The organism is Candidatus Nitrosomarinus catalina, assembly GCF_002156965.1.
In the GTDB taxonomy this organism is placed as follows: domain Archaea; phylum Thermoproteota; class Nitrososphaeria; order Nitrososphaerales; family Nitrosopumilaceae; genus Nitrosopumilus; species Nitrosopumilus catalinensis.
Map to the genome: position 1 here is coordinate 479,127 of NZ_CP021324.1, position 15,567 is coordinate 494,693.

Sequence of the window (15,567 nt, forward strand, 5' to 3'; positions counted from 1 at the left end):
TAATTTTGGTTTTCTTTTTTATGTTCTAAAATATGTTTTAATCCATCTGTCATGCTAAGCGAATCTAAATCAATCTCACAATATGGGCATTTCAAATTATTTCAAATTTTAAGAATGTTTTTTAACAATTGGTAGACATGAGTCAATGATTCTTAGCATTTCTGATCTGATTACTTTTTTATCTATTGACACCCACACTATTGCTTTTTTGATTGCAAATGATATTGTTTGTACTTTTTTCCGTTCTTCCCAAACAAATTCCACTTCGCCTAAATTTTTATCAAAAAATCCCTCCAAGTCTGTTTTCATAGCAATATGTGAGAATTGATATTTTGTATTTTTTTCATCTAATAATGGCGTTAAATCCTGTCTTCTAGTATGTGCTAATAGCTCTCCTCTTTCTCCAATCACTCCTACAAATCTGATAAATGGACTGATTGAGGCTATGTCTTCACAAATTGATTTGAATTTTTTTACTGCCATACATCGTGTACAATTTTAAATGTATTTTAATCATCTCCTTGATCTCAACCCGTTTTAGATTGATATTTTGTATTTTTTTAAAAGATTGTTCCTAATCCTACTACTACAATTATGGTCTTGACTATCTTTCCTGAAATCATGAAAATTGAAAATTTTACAAATTTCATTTTTTTAATTCCTGCTGATATTAAAATTAAATCTCCAATCACTGGAATCCATGCTGCAAAAAATATTGCACTCCATCCAAATTTATCTAATATTTTATTATGTTTTTTTTCATTTGTTTCGATATCTGTTTTTCTTTTAATTTTTTTAAATAATTTGTTTCCTCCAAAACCTATGAAATAATTTAAGACTCCTCCAATCACTGATCCTATAACTAACGCTAGTCCGACGAGAACAATGTTTTCTCCTCCAATTAATAATGCTGATGTTAAAATTTCTGTTGGTATTGGAATTGCAGTAGCTGATAATAATGAATTTAGAAATAATCCAATTACTCCATATTCTTGAAAATAATTATTCGATAAAATATCTTGAATTTGTTGATAATATTCTATGATTAACTCATAACTCATGAATACCCCTCTTTATTGTGATTATTATTCACTTTGATTTTTTATTGTTAGTTTTGAATAAATACCGCCTAATTTTCATTTGATTAATGGAGTTAACTGATATCTTTCCGTTTGCTCCAGATGATGGATATTTGATTCTGGCACTAGTTAATTTCATTGGTTCATTGATTCCATTTGTTCCTCTTCCTGGATTTTTACTACTTGCTACAATGTCTGTAGGCTCTGAATATGATTTACATATACTTGCTTTAGTTTCTGCAATTAGCGCTACTATTGCAAAACAAATAATATTCTTCCTTAGTTTTAGTGGTCGTAAAATTTTAAACCCAAAAACTAGAACAAGAATGAAACCTTTTGAAAGATTAGTAAAGAAATATGGTGCTGCTGCTGCATTTTTTGCGGCTGCAACCCCCATGCCTGATGATATAATTTTCATTCCTCTTGGTCTTGCAAAATATAATGCAAAAAGATTTTTTGTTGCTACGTTAGCAGGAAAAATTGTATTAAGTTACATCATTGTATTTATTTCGCATTATGTTGGATTGTCTTTCATTGAACCATTTTTAGAAAACGTTAATGATCCAACTCCTGTTTACATTGGAATTTTAATTTTTGGTGCTATGATGACTGGTGTAGTACTTTTAGTTTTAAAATTAGATTGGCAAAGAATTATGGTAAAATTTGCACCTTGGACATTAGATGACACTTTAGATGATGAAAATAATAAAGATTCTAAAAACTAATTCATTATTTTAAAATTCCACAATAATTCTTTTCCCTTTTTAATTCCAACTCTTTGAGACTCTGCAATTTTTTTTACTTTGATACCTTCTGTAATGTGTATCTCTGATTTTTTTGTTAAATCAATTCCGTAATGTTCTTTTGTAATGTTTAGTGCTTGTGTAAGTTTTGCTGGACCATTTGTCAAATTTTTAATGTCTTTTAAACTTCTATTTTCTTGCATCTTTTTGATTCCTTTGTCTGGTTCAATTGCTCGAATTAAAACTGCACCTGCTGGTACTTTTGATTTTTTTGCAACAATGTTGAAGCAATAATGCATACCATATGTGAAATACACATATGAAATTCCTACGTTTCCAAACATGACTTTATTTCTATCCGTAATTTTTCTAAATGCGTGGCTAGCAGGATCATCTTCGTGCCTATATGCCTCTGTTTCAGTAATGATTCCTGAAATTTCCTGATTTCCTATTTTCCTTACTAGTTTTTTTCCTAATAGTTTTTTTGCCACAATTACAGTGTCTCTCTGATAAAATTCTCTAGGAAGTATATTCAATATCTATCTTAATTTTTTTCTTATCTTTTAATTCTTTTATCACTCTGAACAATTTTTTCATATCTTTTTTTAAAACACTGATTAGTTTTTGATTATAAATCGTTGCAGCTGGATGTACTGTCAAAAAATATAATTGATTATTCTTGCTGACTACTTTTCCCCTAAATTTTGTAATTTCTTTGCCATCTAACAATGAACTAAATGCAGTATTACCTAAAATACAAATTATTTTGGGTTCAATAATCTCTATTTCTTTCTTAAGATAATTTTGACACGTCTCTCTCTCAATTGGTGTTGGAACTCTGTTTTTTGGTGGTCTGCATTTAACAATATTTGTAATGTACACTTCCTCCCGTGTAATTCCTGCACTTTCAAGTGCAATTGATAATTTTTTTCCTGCAATTCCGATAAATGGTTCTCCTTTCAAATCTTCATTTTTCCCTGGTGCTTCGCCTACAAAAATCACATCTGCTTTGAAATTTCCTTTTCCTGCAACTGAATTATTGCGTGTTTGACTTAATTCACACTTTGTGCATTCAATTACTTGTTGCTTCATTTTTTCTAATTTTTTTTCCATACTAATTTACACTTTTTACTGTTGCAGTTCCTCTGATTGTAGGACCTCCATTTCCCATAATCATTGATTGCATAGGATCTCCTTTTCCACAATTAGTTATTGGTCTTACTGTAAAATCATTTCCACATGCATCTATAGAATTAAAAAATTCAGGTGCGGTTCCCATTACGATGACATCTCTTTGCAAATCTGTTAATTCCCCATTTTCAATTTTTTGTGCGTATTGACATGAAATACTCCAATTATATCGCTTCATGTCTATTGATGGGACTTTCATATTTGAAATATAGTATCCATTTTTGACATCTTTTATTATTTCGCTCACATTTTGGTTTCCGTTACCAATACACGTACAAGCCATTCGAATTAATGGCATATATCGATAATTTGTTGCTCTCATATTGCCTGTAGGTGTAGTATTGAATATTTCCGAAGTTTCTCTATTTTGCATATGGTTCTTTAGAATTCCCTTTTCTACTAAGTTTGTTCTTTTAGTTTCAACTCCTTCATCGTCAAAATAATACCATCCTAGACTTTCTTTTATTGTCGGATCATCAAACACATTAAGATTTTCTGAACCAATCTTTTCTCCAATTTTTCCTTTCCACCAAGCTCCTCCTGCCCAAGCCATTTCTTTACCTAGAACTCTATCTGCTTCTGATGGATGTCCTAATATTTCATGAGTAAGTAAGGAAACAAAATCTGGATTCATTACTAGTGTTGTTTTTTCTTCTTTTACTGGTTTTGCCTTAATTAATTCTGATGCTTTGTTTGCAATTTCTTTTGCACTTTGTTGAACTTTATTTTGAATTAATTCTAAACCTCCCCTTCCTCCTTCTGTAATGTTAACTGATTGTGTTAATCCTGATTCATGTGCAGTTGCAATCATTTCAACAATCACATCTGTAAACTTTTGTAAAATTTCTGAACCTTCCGAATTGACAAAATATTTTGAACTAGTTACATAATATGGATTTGTAACTGATTTAATTATTAATGGTGAATCCATTATTATTTTATTACATTCTAATCCTATGGATGTTAATTCTTCAATTTCTGGTTTTTTTAATACGGGGAAATCAATTTGTTTTTTATTTATTGGATTGTTGTGAAGATTAATTTTATTTTTTTTATTTGAATTTGTATAATCTGAATTTCTTATTGTGTTGTCTAAAATATTTTTTATTTCATCAAATGATTTTGGATTGCTAATTGAACAAAAACTCCATGCTCCATTTTTAATTAATCTGACTCCTATTCCTTTATCCTCACTATTTCTAACGTGTTCAATTTCATTATTTTCTATTAATGTGGATTTTTTTACCTGTTGTTCTGCTCTGGCATCGCAATATTGGACTCCTGATTGTCCTGCATATTCAATTATTTTATCAGCTAAATCCTGTAATTTTTTATCCACATTTTACAAATTATGATGAGTTGTAAATCTTGTACTATTGATGACTAGATATTGCAGGCATGGTGAAATAGTATTCATCTTCAAATTCAAAGTCCACTGTGCTGGTTTTTCTCAAAAATTCAAAGTATTCTGTACAATTTTTGTAAAATTCATCATTTTTCTTCATTTCGTGATTCATGATTTTCTTATTAATTTGATAATTTTTTCATGAGAGTGAGTCATTTTGATCCTTCATGTTGGTTTTCTTTAACTAATTCTGTTGGACATTTTTTATATACACACATTGATTATATCTTATGACAACTATTGTTGCAGATACAAGTGTAATTATTAATGGCAATCTTGCTCAACAACTTGAATCCGGCTCCATTAGAAATTCTGACTTGATTATCCCGCAGGCCGTATTTGATGAACTTCAATCTCAAGCTTCAAATCATAAACAACAGGGTTTTGTGGGATTAGAACAAATTGAAAAACTGCATAAATTATCTGAAGATTCTGGAGTAAAAATTCTCTTGAAAGGTTCTCATCCTGACATAAATGATATTAAATTTGCATCAAGTGGGAGAATTGATGCTTTAATTATTGACATTGCAAAACAAAATGATGCAATTCTTTATACTTCAGATAAGGTACAACATCTAGTTGCAAAAGCTGAAGATGTTCAAACTGTATTTTTAAAACCTAAGGTAGTTTTTGAAAAACTTGAATTCTTAAAATTTTTTGACAGCACAACAATGAGTATTCATTTAAAAGAAAATCAATTTCCTCTTGCTAAAAGAGGAAAACCTGGAGAATTCTTACTTACACAAATTAGTGATGAATTACTAACAAGAGATTATTTGAAAATTATTTCTTCCCAAATTCTATCTGCTACAAGTATTTCTGATTCTAGTAATGTTGAAATTTCTAAAACTGGTGCATCTGTGATTCAACATGATGACTATCGTATTGCAATCACTTACCCTCCATTTTCTGAATCATATGAAATAACAATAGTCCACCCCACTGTTCAATTATCTCTTGATGACTATTCCATTTCTGAATCTTTGATGCAACGTTTAACTGATAGGGCTGAAGGTATTGTTATTTCTGGCGCTCCTGGTTCTGGAAAAAGTACTTTGGCATCTGGTTTAGCAAATTTTTATCATCAGCAAGGAAAAATTGTTAAAACATTTGAATCTCCTCGAGACTTACAAGTAAATTCTGGAATTACTCAGTATAGCAAATTAGATGGGAGTTTTGATAATACTGCCGATATTTTATTACTTGTTAGACCTGATTATACTATTTTTGACGAAGTACGTCGAAAAGAAGATTTCACTACTTTTTCTGATTTACGATTAACTGGAGTTGGCATGGTTGGTGTAATTCATGCTAATTCTCCTTTAGATGCAATTCAAAGATTTATTGGAAAAATTGAACTTGGTATAATCCCAAATGTATTGGATACTGTTGTATTTGTCAATAATGGTGATATCGAAAAAGTCTATGATCTAGAATTAAAGGTAAAAGTTCCTACAGGTATGACTGAATCTGATCTAGCAAGACCTGTGATTGAAATAAGAAATTTTGAAAATAATGACTTGGAACATGAAATCTATACTTTTGGCGAAGAAAATGTCATTGTTCCTGTACAACAACGTGACGAAAAAGTTGGAATTGAAAAATTAGCTGAAGATAAAATTAAAGATTATTTTCAGAGATATGATTCTAATGCACAAGTTGACATTTTGTCCAATAATCGTGTAAAAGTTAGTGTACATGAAGACTGCATTGCATCTATAATTGGTAGGGGAGGCTCAAATATTGATGAAATTGAAAAACTCCTTAAAGTTCACATTGATGTTGTTGCCAAAGATTCTGAAGAATTATCTTTAACTTCAAATGATCTTCCTTTTAGTTTTTCAGAATCTAAAACTACACTATTGTTGACTGTGAATCGGGAATTTACTTCTCTACATGCTGATATTTTTCTTAATGGTAAATTTTTTACATCTGTTAGAATTGGTAAAAAAGGACAAATCAAAATTCCAAAACGTTCTGATATTGGAAGGAATTTATTAAATCAAACTTCTTCTCAAAATGATATTCAATTGTATCTTAAAGATTTTTAAAATTATCAATAATTTTTGGATTTGCTTTTAGAAAAGTAATGAATTTTCTTAATTGTTTGATTGTTTTTGGATTAAGGTGATGTTCAATTCCTTCAGTATCTTGATTTGCAGTATCGTACCCTACTCCTAAAATCTCGAAGAATTCTAACAAGATTCCATGGTTTTGTCTAATCCCTTCTGCAATCTGAATTCCTTTTTTTGTAAGATTAATTCCGTGATATTTTTCATATTCTAAAAATTTCCCTTCATCTAATCTCTGTAGCATTTTAGTAACACTTGGGGCACTGACGTTCATGTATCTTGAAATATCTAATGTTGTGGCGTATCCTTTTAGTTCCACTAATTCTGAAATGATTTCTAGATAATCTTCCATTCTGGAACTTGATCGTGTTTTTTCCACTTCATGTGCAGCTTTAATTGAATCTAGTCTCTTTGAGTTTTTATTTTTCATCTATTCTTGTTATGATCAATAATCTACTATAATTTTATGTCTGTTTGACTTAGTTACTCTTTGTTGACTTGAGGGTAATCATTGTTTATCTTTGAATCTTAACTAATTTTTTCTAAATTAATGTTGAAATGAATGATCCCTTAAAGGCACGACTAGCAAAATTACAAAAATTTTCAGAATCTGCTAAGCGTAGGGCTAATCTTTACTCTGACATTGCTAAAATGGATGATTCTAACACAGCTCGTTCCTTAGGGGCTTTACAAAAAGCACCTGCCCCAGGTAAAAAACTTCAAAAAATTGGATTCTTGATGTTATGGATTCCTGAACCCACTGGAGTTACTTGTGCAATAGGTGGGCCAATGATAGTTGCTGGAAGGTATTTGGATAAAAAATACAACGGAAGTACTATTCATGATATTGGTCATCACACTAAAAACACTATTTCTACCATTAGTGATTTTAGAAAAACTGTTAGTTAACGCACTGAGTTTTTAATAGGATTGAACTAAACTAGATTATGACTACTAGGGCACAAGCACTAATCCCCATATTCATTGCTGCTGTAATTATTGGTTCTATTGGATTGTTAACTCTGCCAAGTGAGATAAAGCTTGAACAAGTCAAATTTCCTAAAGGTATGATTAAAGTGGATGACACTTTACTTGAAGTACAGATAGCTGATACTGAACCAACTCGTGTTCGTGGATTAATGTTTCAAGATCAATTGCCTTTAGATCAAGGAATGCTTTTTGTATTCCCGGAACAGGGATTGTATTCATTATGGATGCTTAACATGCAATTTGAACTGGATATGATTTGGTTTGATAGTGATGGAAAGGTTGTTCATATTAAAACAAATGTGCCACCTTGTGTAATCCCTGTTGAAATTGCAGCTGGATGTCCTAGTTTTGTACCTGATGGTGAAGCAACATATATTCTTGAAGTCACATCCGGATTTGTAGAGCAAAATAATATTACTAAAGATTCTATTATGGAAATAATTTCTATCTAAAATTGCAAAACCTTATCTTGTAATCTATTTTTAATTAATTATTGAATTCTAAAATTATAATTCCTATAATCGTAATAATTATCTCTGCTGCTGCTATCTTTTTAATCCCTGAAGAATCCTCTATGCCTTCTTCAGAAAATCTCTATCAATATGGATTCACATTTTATGATGTTGAAAAAATAAAAACATCATTATCTGAAGAAAATATTTTCATGTCTACCCCTAGTCCTGTTACAGATCATACTATTGGAAATTACTGTGCAATTCGTGATGATATTTTATCTCAAATTAGTTATTGCACAACTACTGCCATACAAGGTCCTGATGGCAGATCTCTAGGAAATATTAGCATGGGTGGTGTTCCTGATAACCCTATAATGGCTATTGCACTAGTTGAATCTTCGCCATTTGTAAATTCAAAATCTGATGAAGTTGAAATTGTTTTTAAAACTATGGTTGAATCTTTAGTTTGTGATTGTTGGGATGAAAAACAACCTGGGGGTTTTGAATCTATTACTGCCTGGATAAATGCTGCTCAAACAAAATACGCTGAATCCTCTCAAACTATGCCATTGAAGTCTACAGTTACTGGATTGGGTGATGAAACATTGATTCTTGAAATTACTTACAAAAATGACTCTTATTTATGGACTTTAATTGTTCTAAAGTAGTCTAATATATGATAAAATTATTTGATTGGCGATTACGATGATTGATCAATTATGGTTAATTCCTTTAGGATTTGCAGCTGGAATATTGGGGTCTATGATTGGTCTAGGTGGTGGAATAATTGTTGTTCCCGTTTTAACATTTTTAGGCGTTCCTCCTACTGTTGCTGCAAGTAATAGTCTTTTTGCTGCATTTAGTAATTCTATTGCTTCCACAATTTCCTATTCAAAACAAAAAAGAATTGAATTTTCTTTAGGATTGAAACTTGGTCTACTTGCAATTCCTGGTACTATTCTTGGTGCAGTTATTTCTACTGACGTTGCCCCTGATATTTTTAAAATTTTATTTGGTTTTGTATTGGTAGCATCTTCTGTTTACATTTTCTTAAGAAAACAAGTTGAATCTAAAGAAAAAATAATTTCAAAACAATTAATTCTTCTAATAATTGGTTCTAGCTTTTTTGCAGGAATTATTTCCTCCTTTTTTGGAATTGGTGGTGGGATTGTGTTTGTCCCGTTGATGATTGTTGGAATGGGAATGTCTATGAAAAAGGCTGCCCCTACATCACAATTTATTTTATTATTTGCATCATTATCTGGAGTAATTGTTCATAGTGTTTTGGGACATCCTGATTTTATACAATCAGGATTTTTGGCAATAGGTGCTTTTTTTGGAGGACTAGTGGGAGCAAAATTATCGTTAAGTGTAAAGGAGCGAAATTTAAAAATTCTAATTTCTATAGTACTTGTAATTACAGCTGTAAAGTTATTTTTTGATTCTTTGACCACTGGTTCTTTATTCTAGCCTCAAAAAATTATTGGCATTTTTATAGTAATTTTTTGATAAAAAGTGTTCGTTAGATCTTTTGATCTGATGGCTGAGGAGACTAGTCGGCTCCTTAGTTTAATTAATTATTTTCTGGTTCCTTTTTAATTCTGTAAATATTCTTTTTAGCAATTATTATTATTTCGTTTTCTTGTGTTGTCCCTTCAAAATTAATTATTATTTTTCCAAAATTTTCATCTATTTCTTCTTTTTGAACTATTGTAAATTTTAATTTTAAAACTTGTTCTGTATACAATGGTTTTAGAAATCTTGTATTTCTATTTCCCCATTCTGAGTCTCCATCTGTTCCCAAAAATATTATTTCATTTCCATAAATTTGATTTAGTCTTGTGAATTCTCCTTCCATTCTTGATAAAATTGCTCTTCCTGAAACTAATTGATGCCCTTCATTGACTTTGTTTTCTAAAAATACGTTTTTTACTCTTGAGAATTTTAGATATTCTTCTAATTCATCATCTGAAATACTGCATGTTGAATAAAATGATTCACCGACAACAAATTCTGAAAATTTTTTCATTCTTATCTTGTTTCATCAACACAGAATGTTACTTCTGCAGATGAAGCTGAATTTTCTGAAACTAAGAAGTTGAATGCATCAGCAATTTTTTGATTATCTGGTTCTGCCCCTGTAACTGAACCTGGGAAAACTGTAAACATTCTGATTTTTGATTTCAATACATCACTTAATTCTTGATTAACTGTTGTGGTGAATGGGCGTAATGCTCCTCTGAAAACTTCTACTTGAGCTCTTTGAGTACCTGTAACTTTACGTCCTATTGGTAAATCTGGTCCAATTATCATGATTGCACCTTTGGTATCTTTGTATAATCTTGGATCTTTATCTCCGCCTGGGACGAAGTGCTCTAATGCCCTTTGGGCAACTGTTGCTGGGGTTGAAATGAATTTTGCAACTAATTCCTCCCATCCTGCTCTATCCAATTCTGTTAATTTGCTAATTTCTGGAAGTTTTCCAGTTACGTGAATTACGCCTAAAATTTCTCCTAGATTTGTTTTAGCCGTATTAAGCCATCTCTCCATTTCTTCAGGACTTGTAATGTCTACAACATGTGAATGGAATTTACTGCTGATATGTTCTTGAACCTCTGTTGGAGTTGATTGTGATATGAAACATGCAACTTTGCCTCCGTTTTTCTCAACATGTTGTGCTAAGAATTCTACTCTCTCCGCATCTGTTTTATCAGTACCATCAATTGCAAATACAACTGACTTGCCTGAAAAGTCTGGTTGATGTACTCCTGGAGCTGTTGTTCCGATATGTGGTTTTACTGGATAAAATACTCTGTCTCCTGGAATGACTTTTCCATTAAGGATTTTTGCAATTTCATCATCACACAAATTAAGAACTGATTCAGATACTTGTGTCTGAGCTAAAAATTCTCTGTTAGCAATCATATGTGATGTATTATTCTGTACTTTTTCAGCAATTGTTTGAATTTTTGTAAGTAAATTTGTAAATGTCTCTGTCAATTTTGTAACATCTTTTCCATTTGCTAATTTCTCTGCAGTTTTTGCAATTCCTTCTTTGTCTATTCCATCTGCAAGAATACATTCTAACAAATCATCTTTTGCTTCTTCAACTTCTACGGGACTCAAGTCTTCAAATCCACTTACTCTCATGAATTCTGCTGCAGCTTTTGGATAAACTGTTTTGTAAATTCTATCTGAATGTACTGGGCCTGGGTTTGTTGCAATTGATATGATTCCTTTATCAGTTAATTCCCATGACATTGCTTCAGCAAGTCTGTTTTTGGCTCCTTGTGATGCTGTATATGGACTTCTAAATCTGTATGGTCTTTGTTCGAGTGGTCTTTCTTCTGTAAAGAATGTTGAAATTGTAATAATTTTTCCACCTTCTTTCATTACTTTTAGTGCTTGAACTGAACCCCAAAATGTACCTGTTAAGTGAATTGCAATTGTACTTTTGAAATCTTTTAATGGTGAATTTGGAAAACATGTGACCGGACCTGAAACCCCTGCATTATTAATAATGTAATCTACGTTAACATTGTCGTTTTTTAGTGCATCAAACATTGAGGTCATTGCTGATTCATCTGCAACATCTACTCCCGCAAAAATCTTAACAGATGCGCCACTATTGTTCTTAGAAATAATTTGTTCTAGATCTTTTGATGCTTCTTCTAATGGTTCTTTTCTTCTACCTAAAATTATAACACTTGCACCATTTTCAACAAATTTGGTTGCGATGGCCTTACCAATTCCTGTGCCACTACCTGTAATTAATGCAGTTTTACCTTGGAATTTCAAGTTAAAAAAATAAAAAACTTTTGCATATTTATTTGGATTGATCTCTATGGCCTTTTTCTTGATATCTTTATTTGTGGGTATGTTCAGAGATTTTTTATGCATGATACAGAATCAGACACTTTCATTTACCAAACATGGCCTGAAAAATTTAGTGATATGCTAAAAGAGATCGGTGTAGATTCTGAATCTAAAGAAATTGCCACTGATGAAGTTGAAAATGATGATTACTATAGTAGATATTTTTCTCAAACCCCTAGAATGGTTACAAATAAGGGGTGTATTGAAATTAAAAATTCAAACATTGACGTCGTACAAATAATTCAAAAGGGATAATCATGCAAGATCCAAATCCACTTCCTTGGGGCGCCTTAGATAGATTTCAAGCACAATTTATTGTAAGAAAAAATGTTGGCTCTTCTGGTATCAATTATACTGCAAAGACATATTTGAAGACTAAAGGTCATTTTGGTTCCAAATTAATTACTAAAGTAGAATGGAACGGATATGGAGATTTGGCTTCTAAATTAAATTCTGATTCTGAATTAAATGAAATGATTGCAAAACAAACCATAAAGGATGCAACAATCTATGTTGAACCTACAGATACTGCAATTCGAATTCGTGGTAAATGGGATAATCATATTTCATTTGGAATCACCAAAGAATTATTTGAAATCTATGACCGAATTGCAGGTCACATTAAATCTGTTTAAGCTTTCCACCAATCTAGTGCGAGAAAATCTACTTTATCCTTTCCTTTTGGAATAGCTAAAATGAATTGTTTTCTAACTGTTGTAGCTAATCGTCCTGCAAGAACAATTCCTGTGGATGTTATTGGCTCATTTCTGTTATACACCTGAATTAAAAATGGTGCATGATCAATTCCTGGACCTTTTTCATATACTGCAAAATCACATCCAAATTTAATTCCTGGATTAATTATGTATCCTTTGTCTCTGAAATTTTTGTATACAATATACTTTTTTTCAAAATCATGTACTTCTTTTTTACAAATTTCAATCATTTCATCTGTTTTGATTTTTTGTTTTAATTTGGTGATGGTAATTTTTTTCATTTCTAACAAGTAATATCCTTCAATTAAATCTAAAATTAATGGAACATCAATCTCTTCAATTTTTGGTTTAGGCATTCCTATTGGTTTTCCGTAATACCCTTCGCTGAAAAGTTTCTTTGAATCTTCAATATTCCATACGATAATTCTATTTTCTATTAATTCACTTTTCATATTGTTATTGAATATTCAATGTATATGAATTCTATACTTTACAACTAAGGTTAATTAATTTAAAAATAAAATAGAAATTTTAATTTTTTTTGATTATAGGCTTAATGCTAGCAGTATGAATGAGTCTGAAACTCTCTGACATTTGTCAGACATTTCTTCAATTCCCTCAATTACATCTTTGATTAACAACAATTCTTTTGGATCTTTAACTTCGTTGAGAAGTTTAATTGTTGCATCTCTATATTTGATGTCTATTTCTCTTTCAATTGTTTGAGTTTCTTGAGCCAATTCTATTGCATTGGCAGTGTTTGTATTGAGACTTCTAATGATTTCATTTAGTTTGTAGACTTCATCTACTACTAATGAGATTAGTTCTGTGATATCTTTATCAAGTTTTGAACTTTTCAATGTAGTAATTTTTACATTAGAAAGTTTGAATGCAATACCTGTGATGTATCCTGCAATCTCATCCATCGTATAAGCTGTATTTAGAAGATTTTCTCTATTCATGATTAATCCTCCAACATCTGCAACTTCACGTGTGATTTTTCTTCTTAGGTTCTCTACTTCTTCTTCAATTGTTGAGATTTGCTCTAATGTGTTTTTAATTGCTTTTTTGTCTTTTTTCATTAGGGCTTCTGTTAGTGTTGCAAGTTCTCTTGATGCATTTAGAATTCTATTGATCTCATCTTGTAAAACTGCTATTGCCTTTCTTTTTGCTTGAACTTCAAGCTCTCCACTATACATAACATAAAGTGAGATACCTGTTGGTAATTTAAATCCTCTATGGTTTTTGATATTTTTTGAGCGTGTTAGATTAAATTTTTATCATGTGCAGCTTTATTCTGCCCTTTGTAGAGTGAAATTACTTCGTCATCTGTTGATGCATCTTCTGCCATCTTCTCAACTCTAATTTTTCCTGTAAATTTTGGAAATCTCAGTGCTAGTCCTGTATCCTTTCTTATTTCATCACGTGCAACTTTGTGAATTGGACTCAATGTAATTTCTGATGCTACAATTTCAATAACCAATTCTGGTTCAAACCATACATCTGCATCCATCTCACTATTGATTCTAGGATTTTTTTTGATGGTGGTTTTTGGACTAAGAATTTGATATAATTGATCTAAACTTTCATCCGTAAACCCTGTTCCAACTTTACATATGCTTGGAAATGTATCTGTATTCTCATCATATGTTGAAAGCAATAGTGTTCCATAACTGCCTGTTCTTCTTCCTTTTCCAAAAAATCCTCCTACCACTACAAGATCTAAACTATCTCCTAATTCATTTCTATATTCTCTTTTTAATTTCAACCAGTGACTTCCTCTTGAACCTGCTTGATATGGTTTGTCTAGCATCTTCAACATCAATCCTTCACTTCCTGCATTAATGCTGTTTTCAAAAAATTCTTCAATTTCATTTTCATTTTTTGCTAAAGTCATTGGAATAAATTTTGCAAATTCATTTTCTTGAACAATGTTTTCTAATTTTCTTCTTCTTTCAATGTAATTCAAATCTGTACAATCTTTTCCATTACAATAGAGTACATCAAAAAAATTTACTGTAATTGGATATTCTGAAACTGCTTTTTCAATTTTATATTTTCTTCTTCTATGCATTAACTCTTGAAATGGTAAAAAATCTCCTGTGTTTTCATTAATTGCTACAATCTCTGCTTCCATAATTGCATCTTCTGCTTTTACCATCTTTGGAATTTTTTCAATTATGTCTGGGTAGTAACTTGAAATTTTTTCTAAACTTCTTGAGAATAATTCTATTTTATCTCCTTCGATGTGAAGTTGAACTCTTTCTCCATCTAATTTGTATTCTATTGCAAACTCTTCTCCCATTTTTTCAATTACTTCTTTTTCACTTTTCACTCTGTCTGCAAGCATTGGACGAATTGGATTAAATAAATTCACTTTGAATTTTTCAATTCCTTGAATTCCTTCTAATGCAATTGTCTCTGCTACTTTTCCTAAATCACTTGAAACATTGTATGCATTTTGTAATAATTTTCTATTTTCTTTATTTCCAGAATATGCAATTGCTAATGCATCCATTACTGTATTTTCTGCTATGCCTAATCTTAGAGTGCCCAATAAAATCTTCAAAATGAAACTTGCCTCTAATGGATTTGCATCATTTAACAAACTTGAAATATATTTTATTTTCATATCTTGAGATCTTGATCCTTCCAATTTTGCAATTTTGAATAATGTTTCATACACTCTTTCAACTGTGATATTTTCAACAAGAAATGTTGTTTGTGTTTTTTGCTCTAAAATTACAGCTGCAGCATGCCCTAAATCTCCTCCTTTTGTATATTCATCTTCAATTTTTTTAATTGCAATACCTGATGATTTAGAAACTGCTCGGATTGCTAATTTTTCTGCAACTCCTAATTCAATTCCTTCAAAGTCTGGTCTTAATTTTCCTTGAATGAGATAAACTATTTTTGAAATTACCTCTTGTGGTGTTTTTTCAAATAATTCTACTAGCATCTGTGTTAACTCTAATCTTTTTCTTGTTGACTCCATTTTTTCAAAAGAATCAGCTAAAATAGAATATTCCATAATCTGTTT

20 protein-coding genes are annotated in these 15,567 nt (G+C 31.0%); 8 read left to right on the plus strand and 12 right to left on the minus strand.

Annotation, left to right across the window (positions count from 1 at the left end):
- Positions 1 to 108 precede the first annotated feature (108 nt).
- Positions 109 to 483 (minus strand): DUF6659 family protein, encoded by a 375-nt coding sequence (locus tag NMSP_RS02785; RefSeq protein WP_086907345.1) that lies wholly within the window; start codon positions 481 to 483, stop codon positions 109 to 111.
- A 77-nt stretch (positions 484 to 560) separates the two neighbouring features.
- Positions 561 to 1,061, minus strand: a complete 501-nt coding sequence (locus tag NMSP_RS02790; RefSeq protein WP_225971318.1) for a YqaA family protein — start codon at positions 1,059 to 1,061, stop codon at positions 561 to 563.
- Between the two features lie 86 nt (positions 1,062 to 1,147).
- Between NMSP_RS02790 and NMSP_RS02795 the strand changes: the two genes are divergently transcribed.
- On the plus strand, positions 1,148 to 1,804 hold the full coding sequence (locus NMSP_RS02795; protein ID WP_086907346.1) for a DedA family protein: 657 nt from the start codon (positions 1,148 to 1,150) through the stop codon (positions 1,802 to 1,804).
- On the opposite strand, the gene NMSP_RS02800 is transcribed toward NMSP_RS02795, so the two are convergent.
- From NMSP_RS02800 to NMSP_RS08365, 4 genes are read right to left on the minus strand one after another with little or no spacing between them, the layout of a single operon-like run.
- A complete protein-coding gene (locus NMSP_RS02800) occupies positions 1,801 to 2,358 on the minus strand; it encodes a DNA-3-methyladenine glycosylase (RefSeq protein WP_086907347.1) in 558 nt (185 codons plus the stop codon). The two genes, NMSP_RS02795 and NMSP_RS02800, sit on opposite strands and share 4 nt — an antisense overlap.
- Positions 2,342 to 2,935, minus strand: coding sequence for a uracil-DNA glycosylase (locus NMSP_RS02805; RefSeq protein ID WP_086907348.1), 594 nt, complete (start codon positions 2,933 to 2,935; stop codon positions 2,342 to 2,344). The genes NMSP_RS02800 and NMSP_RS02805 overlap by 17 nt, the downstream gene beginning before the upstream one ends.
- 1 nt (position 2,936) lies before the next feature.
- The gene (locus NMSP_RS02810) at positions 2,937 to 4,352 is read right to left on the minus strand and encodes a TldD/PmbA family protein (protein ID WP_086907349.1); all 1,416 of its coding nucleotides are present in this window, start codon (positions 4,350 to 4,352) and stop codon (positions 2,937 to 2,939) included.
- A 34-nt stretch (positions 4,353 to 4,386) separates the two neighbouring features.
- A complete protein-coding gene (locus NMSP_RS08365; RefSeq protein ID WP_192866204.1) occupies positions 4,387 to 4,530 on the minus strand; it encodes a hypothetical protein in 144 nt (47 codons plus the stop codon).
- A 118-nt stretch (positions 4,531 to 4,648) separates the two neighbouring features.
- On the opposite strand from NMSP_RS08365, the gene NMSP_RS02815 reads away from it, so the two are divergent.
- Complete coding sequence (locus NMSP_RS02815; RefSeq protein ID WP_086907350.1) at positions 4,649 to 6,469, plus strand: PINc/VapC family ATPase; 1,821 nt, start codon at positions 4,649 to 4,651, stop codon at positions 6,467 to 6,469.
- Here NMSP_RS02815 and NMSP_RS02820 read toward each other — a convergent pair.
- Entirely contained in the window at positions 6,456 to 6,920 is a 465-nt protein-coding gene (locus NMSP_RS02820; RefSeq protein WP_086907351.1) for a metal-dependent transcriptional regulator, read from the minus strand. The genes NMSP_RS02815 and NMSP_RS02820 overlap by 14 nt on opposite strands.
- A 128-nt stretch (positions 6,921 to 7,048) precedes the next feature.
- Between NMSP_RS02820 and NMSP_RS02825 the strand changes: the two genes are divergently transcribed.
- From NMSP_RS02825 to NMSP_RS02840, 4 genes are read left to right on the plus strand one after another with little or no spacing between them, the layout of a single operon-like run.
- Entirely contained in the window at positions 7,049 to 7,399 is a 351-nt protein-coding gene (locus NMSP_RS02825; protein WP_086907352.1) for a hypothetical protein, read from the plus strand.
- A gap of 38 nt (positions 7,400 to 7,437) precedes the next feature.
- A complete protein-coding gene (locus tag NMSP_RS02830) occupies positions 7,438 to 7,932 on the plus strand; it encodes a DUF192 domain-containing protein (RefSeq protein ID WP_086907353.1) in 495 nt (164 codons plus the stop codon).
- 41 nt (positions 7,933 to 7,973) lie between these two features.
- Complete coding sequence (locus NMSP_RS02835; RefSeq protein ID WP_086907354.1) at positions 7,974 to 8,603, plus strand: hypothetical protein; 630 nt, start codon at positions 7,974 to 7,976, stop codon at positions 8,601 to 8,603.
- 37 nt (positions 8,604 to 8,640) lie between these two features.
- Positions 8,641 to 9,405, plus strand: coding sequence for a sulfite exporter TauE/SafE family protein (locus NMSP_RS02840; RefSeq protein ID WP_086907355.1), 765 nt, complete (start codon positions 8,641 to 8,643; stop codon positions 9,403 to 9,405).
- 103 nt (positions 9,406 to 9,508) lie between these two features.
- Here the strand turns inward: NMSP_RS02840 and NMSP_RS02845 are convergent, their stop codons facing one another.
- Together NMSP_RS02845 and NMSP_RS02850 are read right to left on the minus strand one after the other, a co-directional pair.
- On the minus strand, positions 9,509 to 9,964 hold the full coding sequence (locus NMSP_RS02845; RefSeq protein ID WP_086907356.1) for a hypothetical protein: 456 nt from the start codon (positions 9,962 to 9,964) through the stop codon (positions 9,509 to 9,511).
- 2 nt (positions 9,965 to 9,966) lie between these two features.
- Positions 9,967 to 11,835 (minus strand): SDR family NAD(P)-dependent oxidoreductase, encoded by a 1,869-nt coding sequence (locus NMSP_RS02850; RefSeq protein ID WP_086907357.1) that lies wholly within the window; start codon positions 11,833 to 11,835, stop codon positions 9,967 to 9,969.
- Here NMSP_RS02850 and NMSP_RS02855 point away from each other — a divergent pair.
- The gene (locus NMSP_RS02855) at positions 11,830 to 12,066 is read left to right on the plus strand and encodes a hypothetical protein (RefSeq protein ID WP_067961178.1); all 237 of its coding nucleotides are present in this window, start codon (positions 11,830 to 11,832) and stop codon (positions 12,064 to 12,066) included. The genes NMSP_RS02850 and NMSP_RS02855 overlap by 6 nt on opposite strands.
- A 2-nt stretch (positions 12,067 to 12,068) precedes the next feature.
- Positions 12,069 to 12,446, plus strand: coding sequence for a hypothetical protein (locus tag NMSP_RS02860; RefSeq protein ID WP_086907358.1), 378 nt, complete (start codon positions 12,069 to 12,071; stop codon positions 12,444 to 12,446).
- Here the strand turns inward: NMSP_RS02860 and endA are convergent.
- The 3 genes from endA to NMSP_RS02875 all read right to left on the minus strand — a co-directional run bounded on the left by endA (position 12,443) and on the right by NMSP_RS02875 (position 15,558).
- On the minus strand, positions 12,443 to 12,979 hold the full coding sequence (gene endA / locus NMSP_RS02865; RefSeq protein ID WP_086907359.1) for a tRNA-intron lyase: 537 nt from the start codon (positions 12,977 to 12,979) through the stop codon (positions 12,443 to 12,445). The genes NMSP_RS02860 and endA overlap by 4 nt on opposite strands.
- Positions 12,980 to 13,072: 93 nt before the next feature.
- Positions 13,073 to 13,726, minus strand: coding sequence for a DUF47 domain-containing protein (locus NMSP_RS02870; RefSeq protein WP_086907360.1), 654 nt, complete (start codon positions 13,724 to 13,726; stop codon positions 13,073 to 13,075).
- 65 nt (positions 13,727 to 13,791) lie between these two features.
- Positions 13,792 to 15,558 (minus strand): ATP-dependent DNA ligase, encoded by a 1,767-nt coding sequence (locus NMSP_RS02875; RefSeq protein WP_086907361.1) that lies wholly within the window; start codon positions 15,556 to 15,558, stop codon positions 13,792 to 13,794.
- Positions 15,559 to 15,567 lie beyond the last annotated feature (9 nt).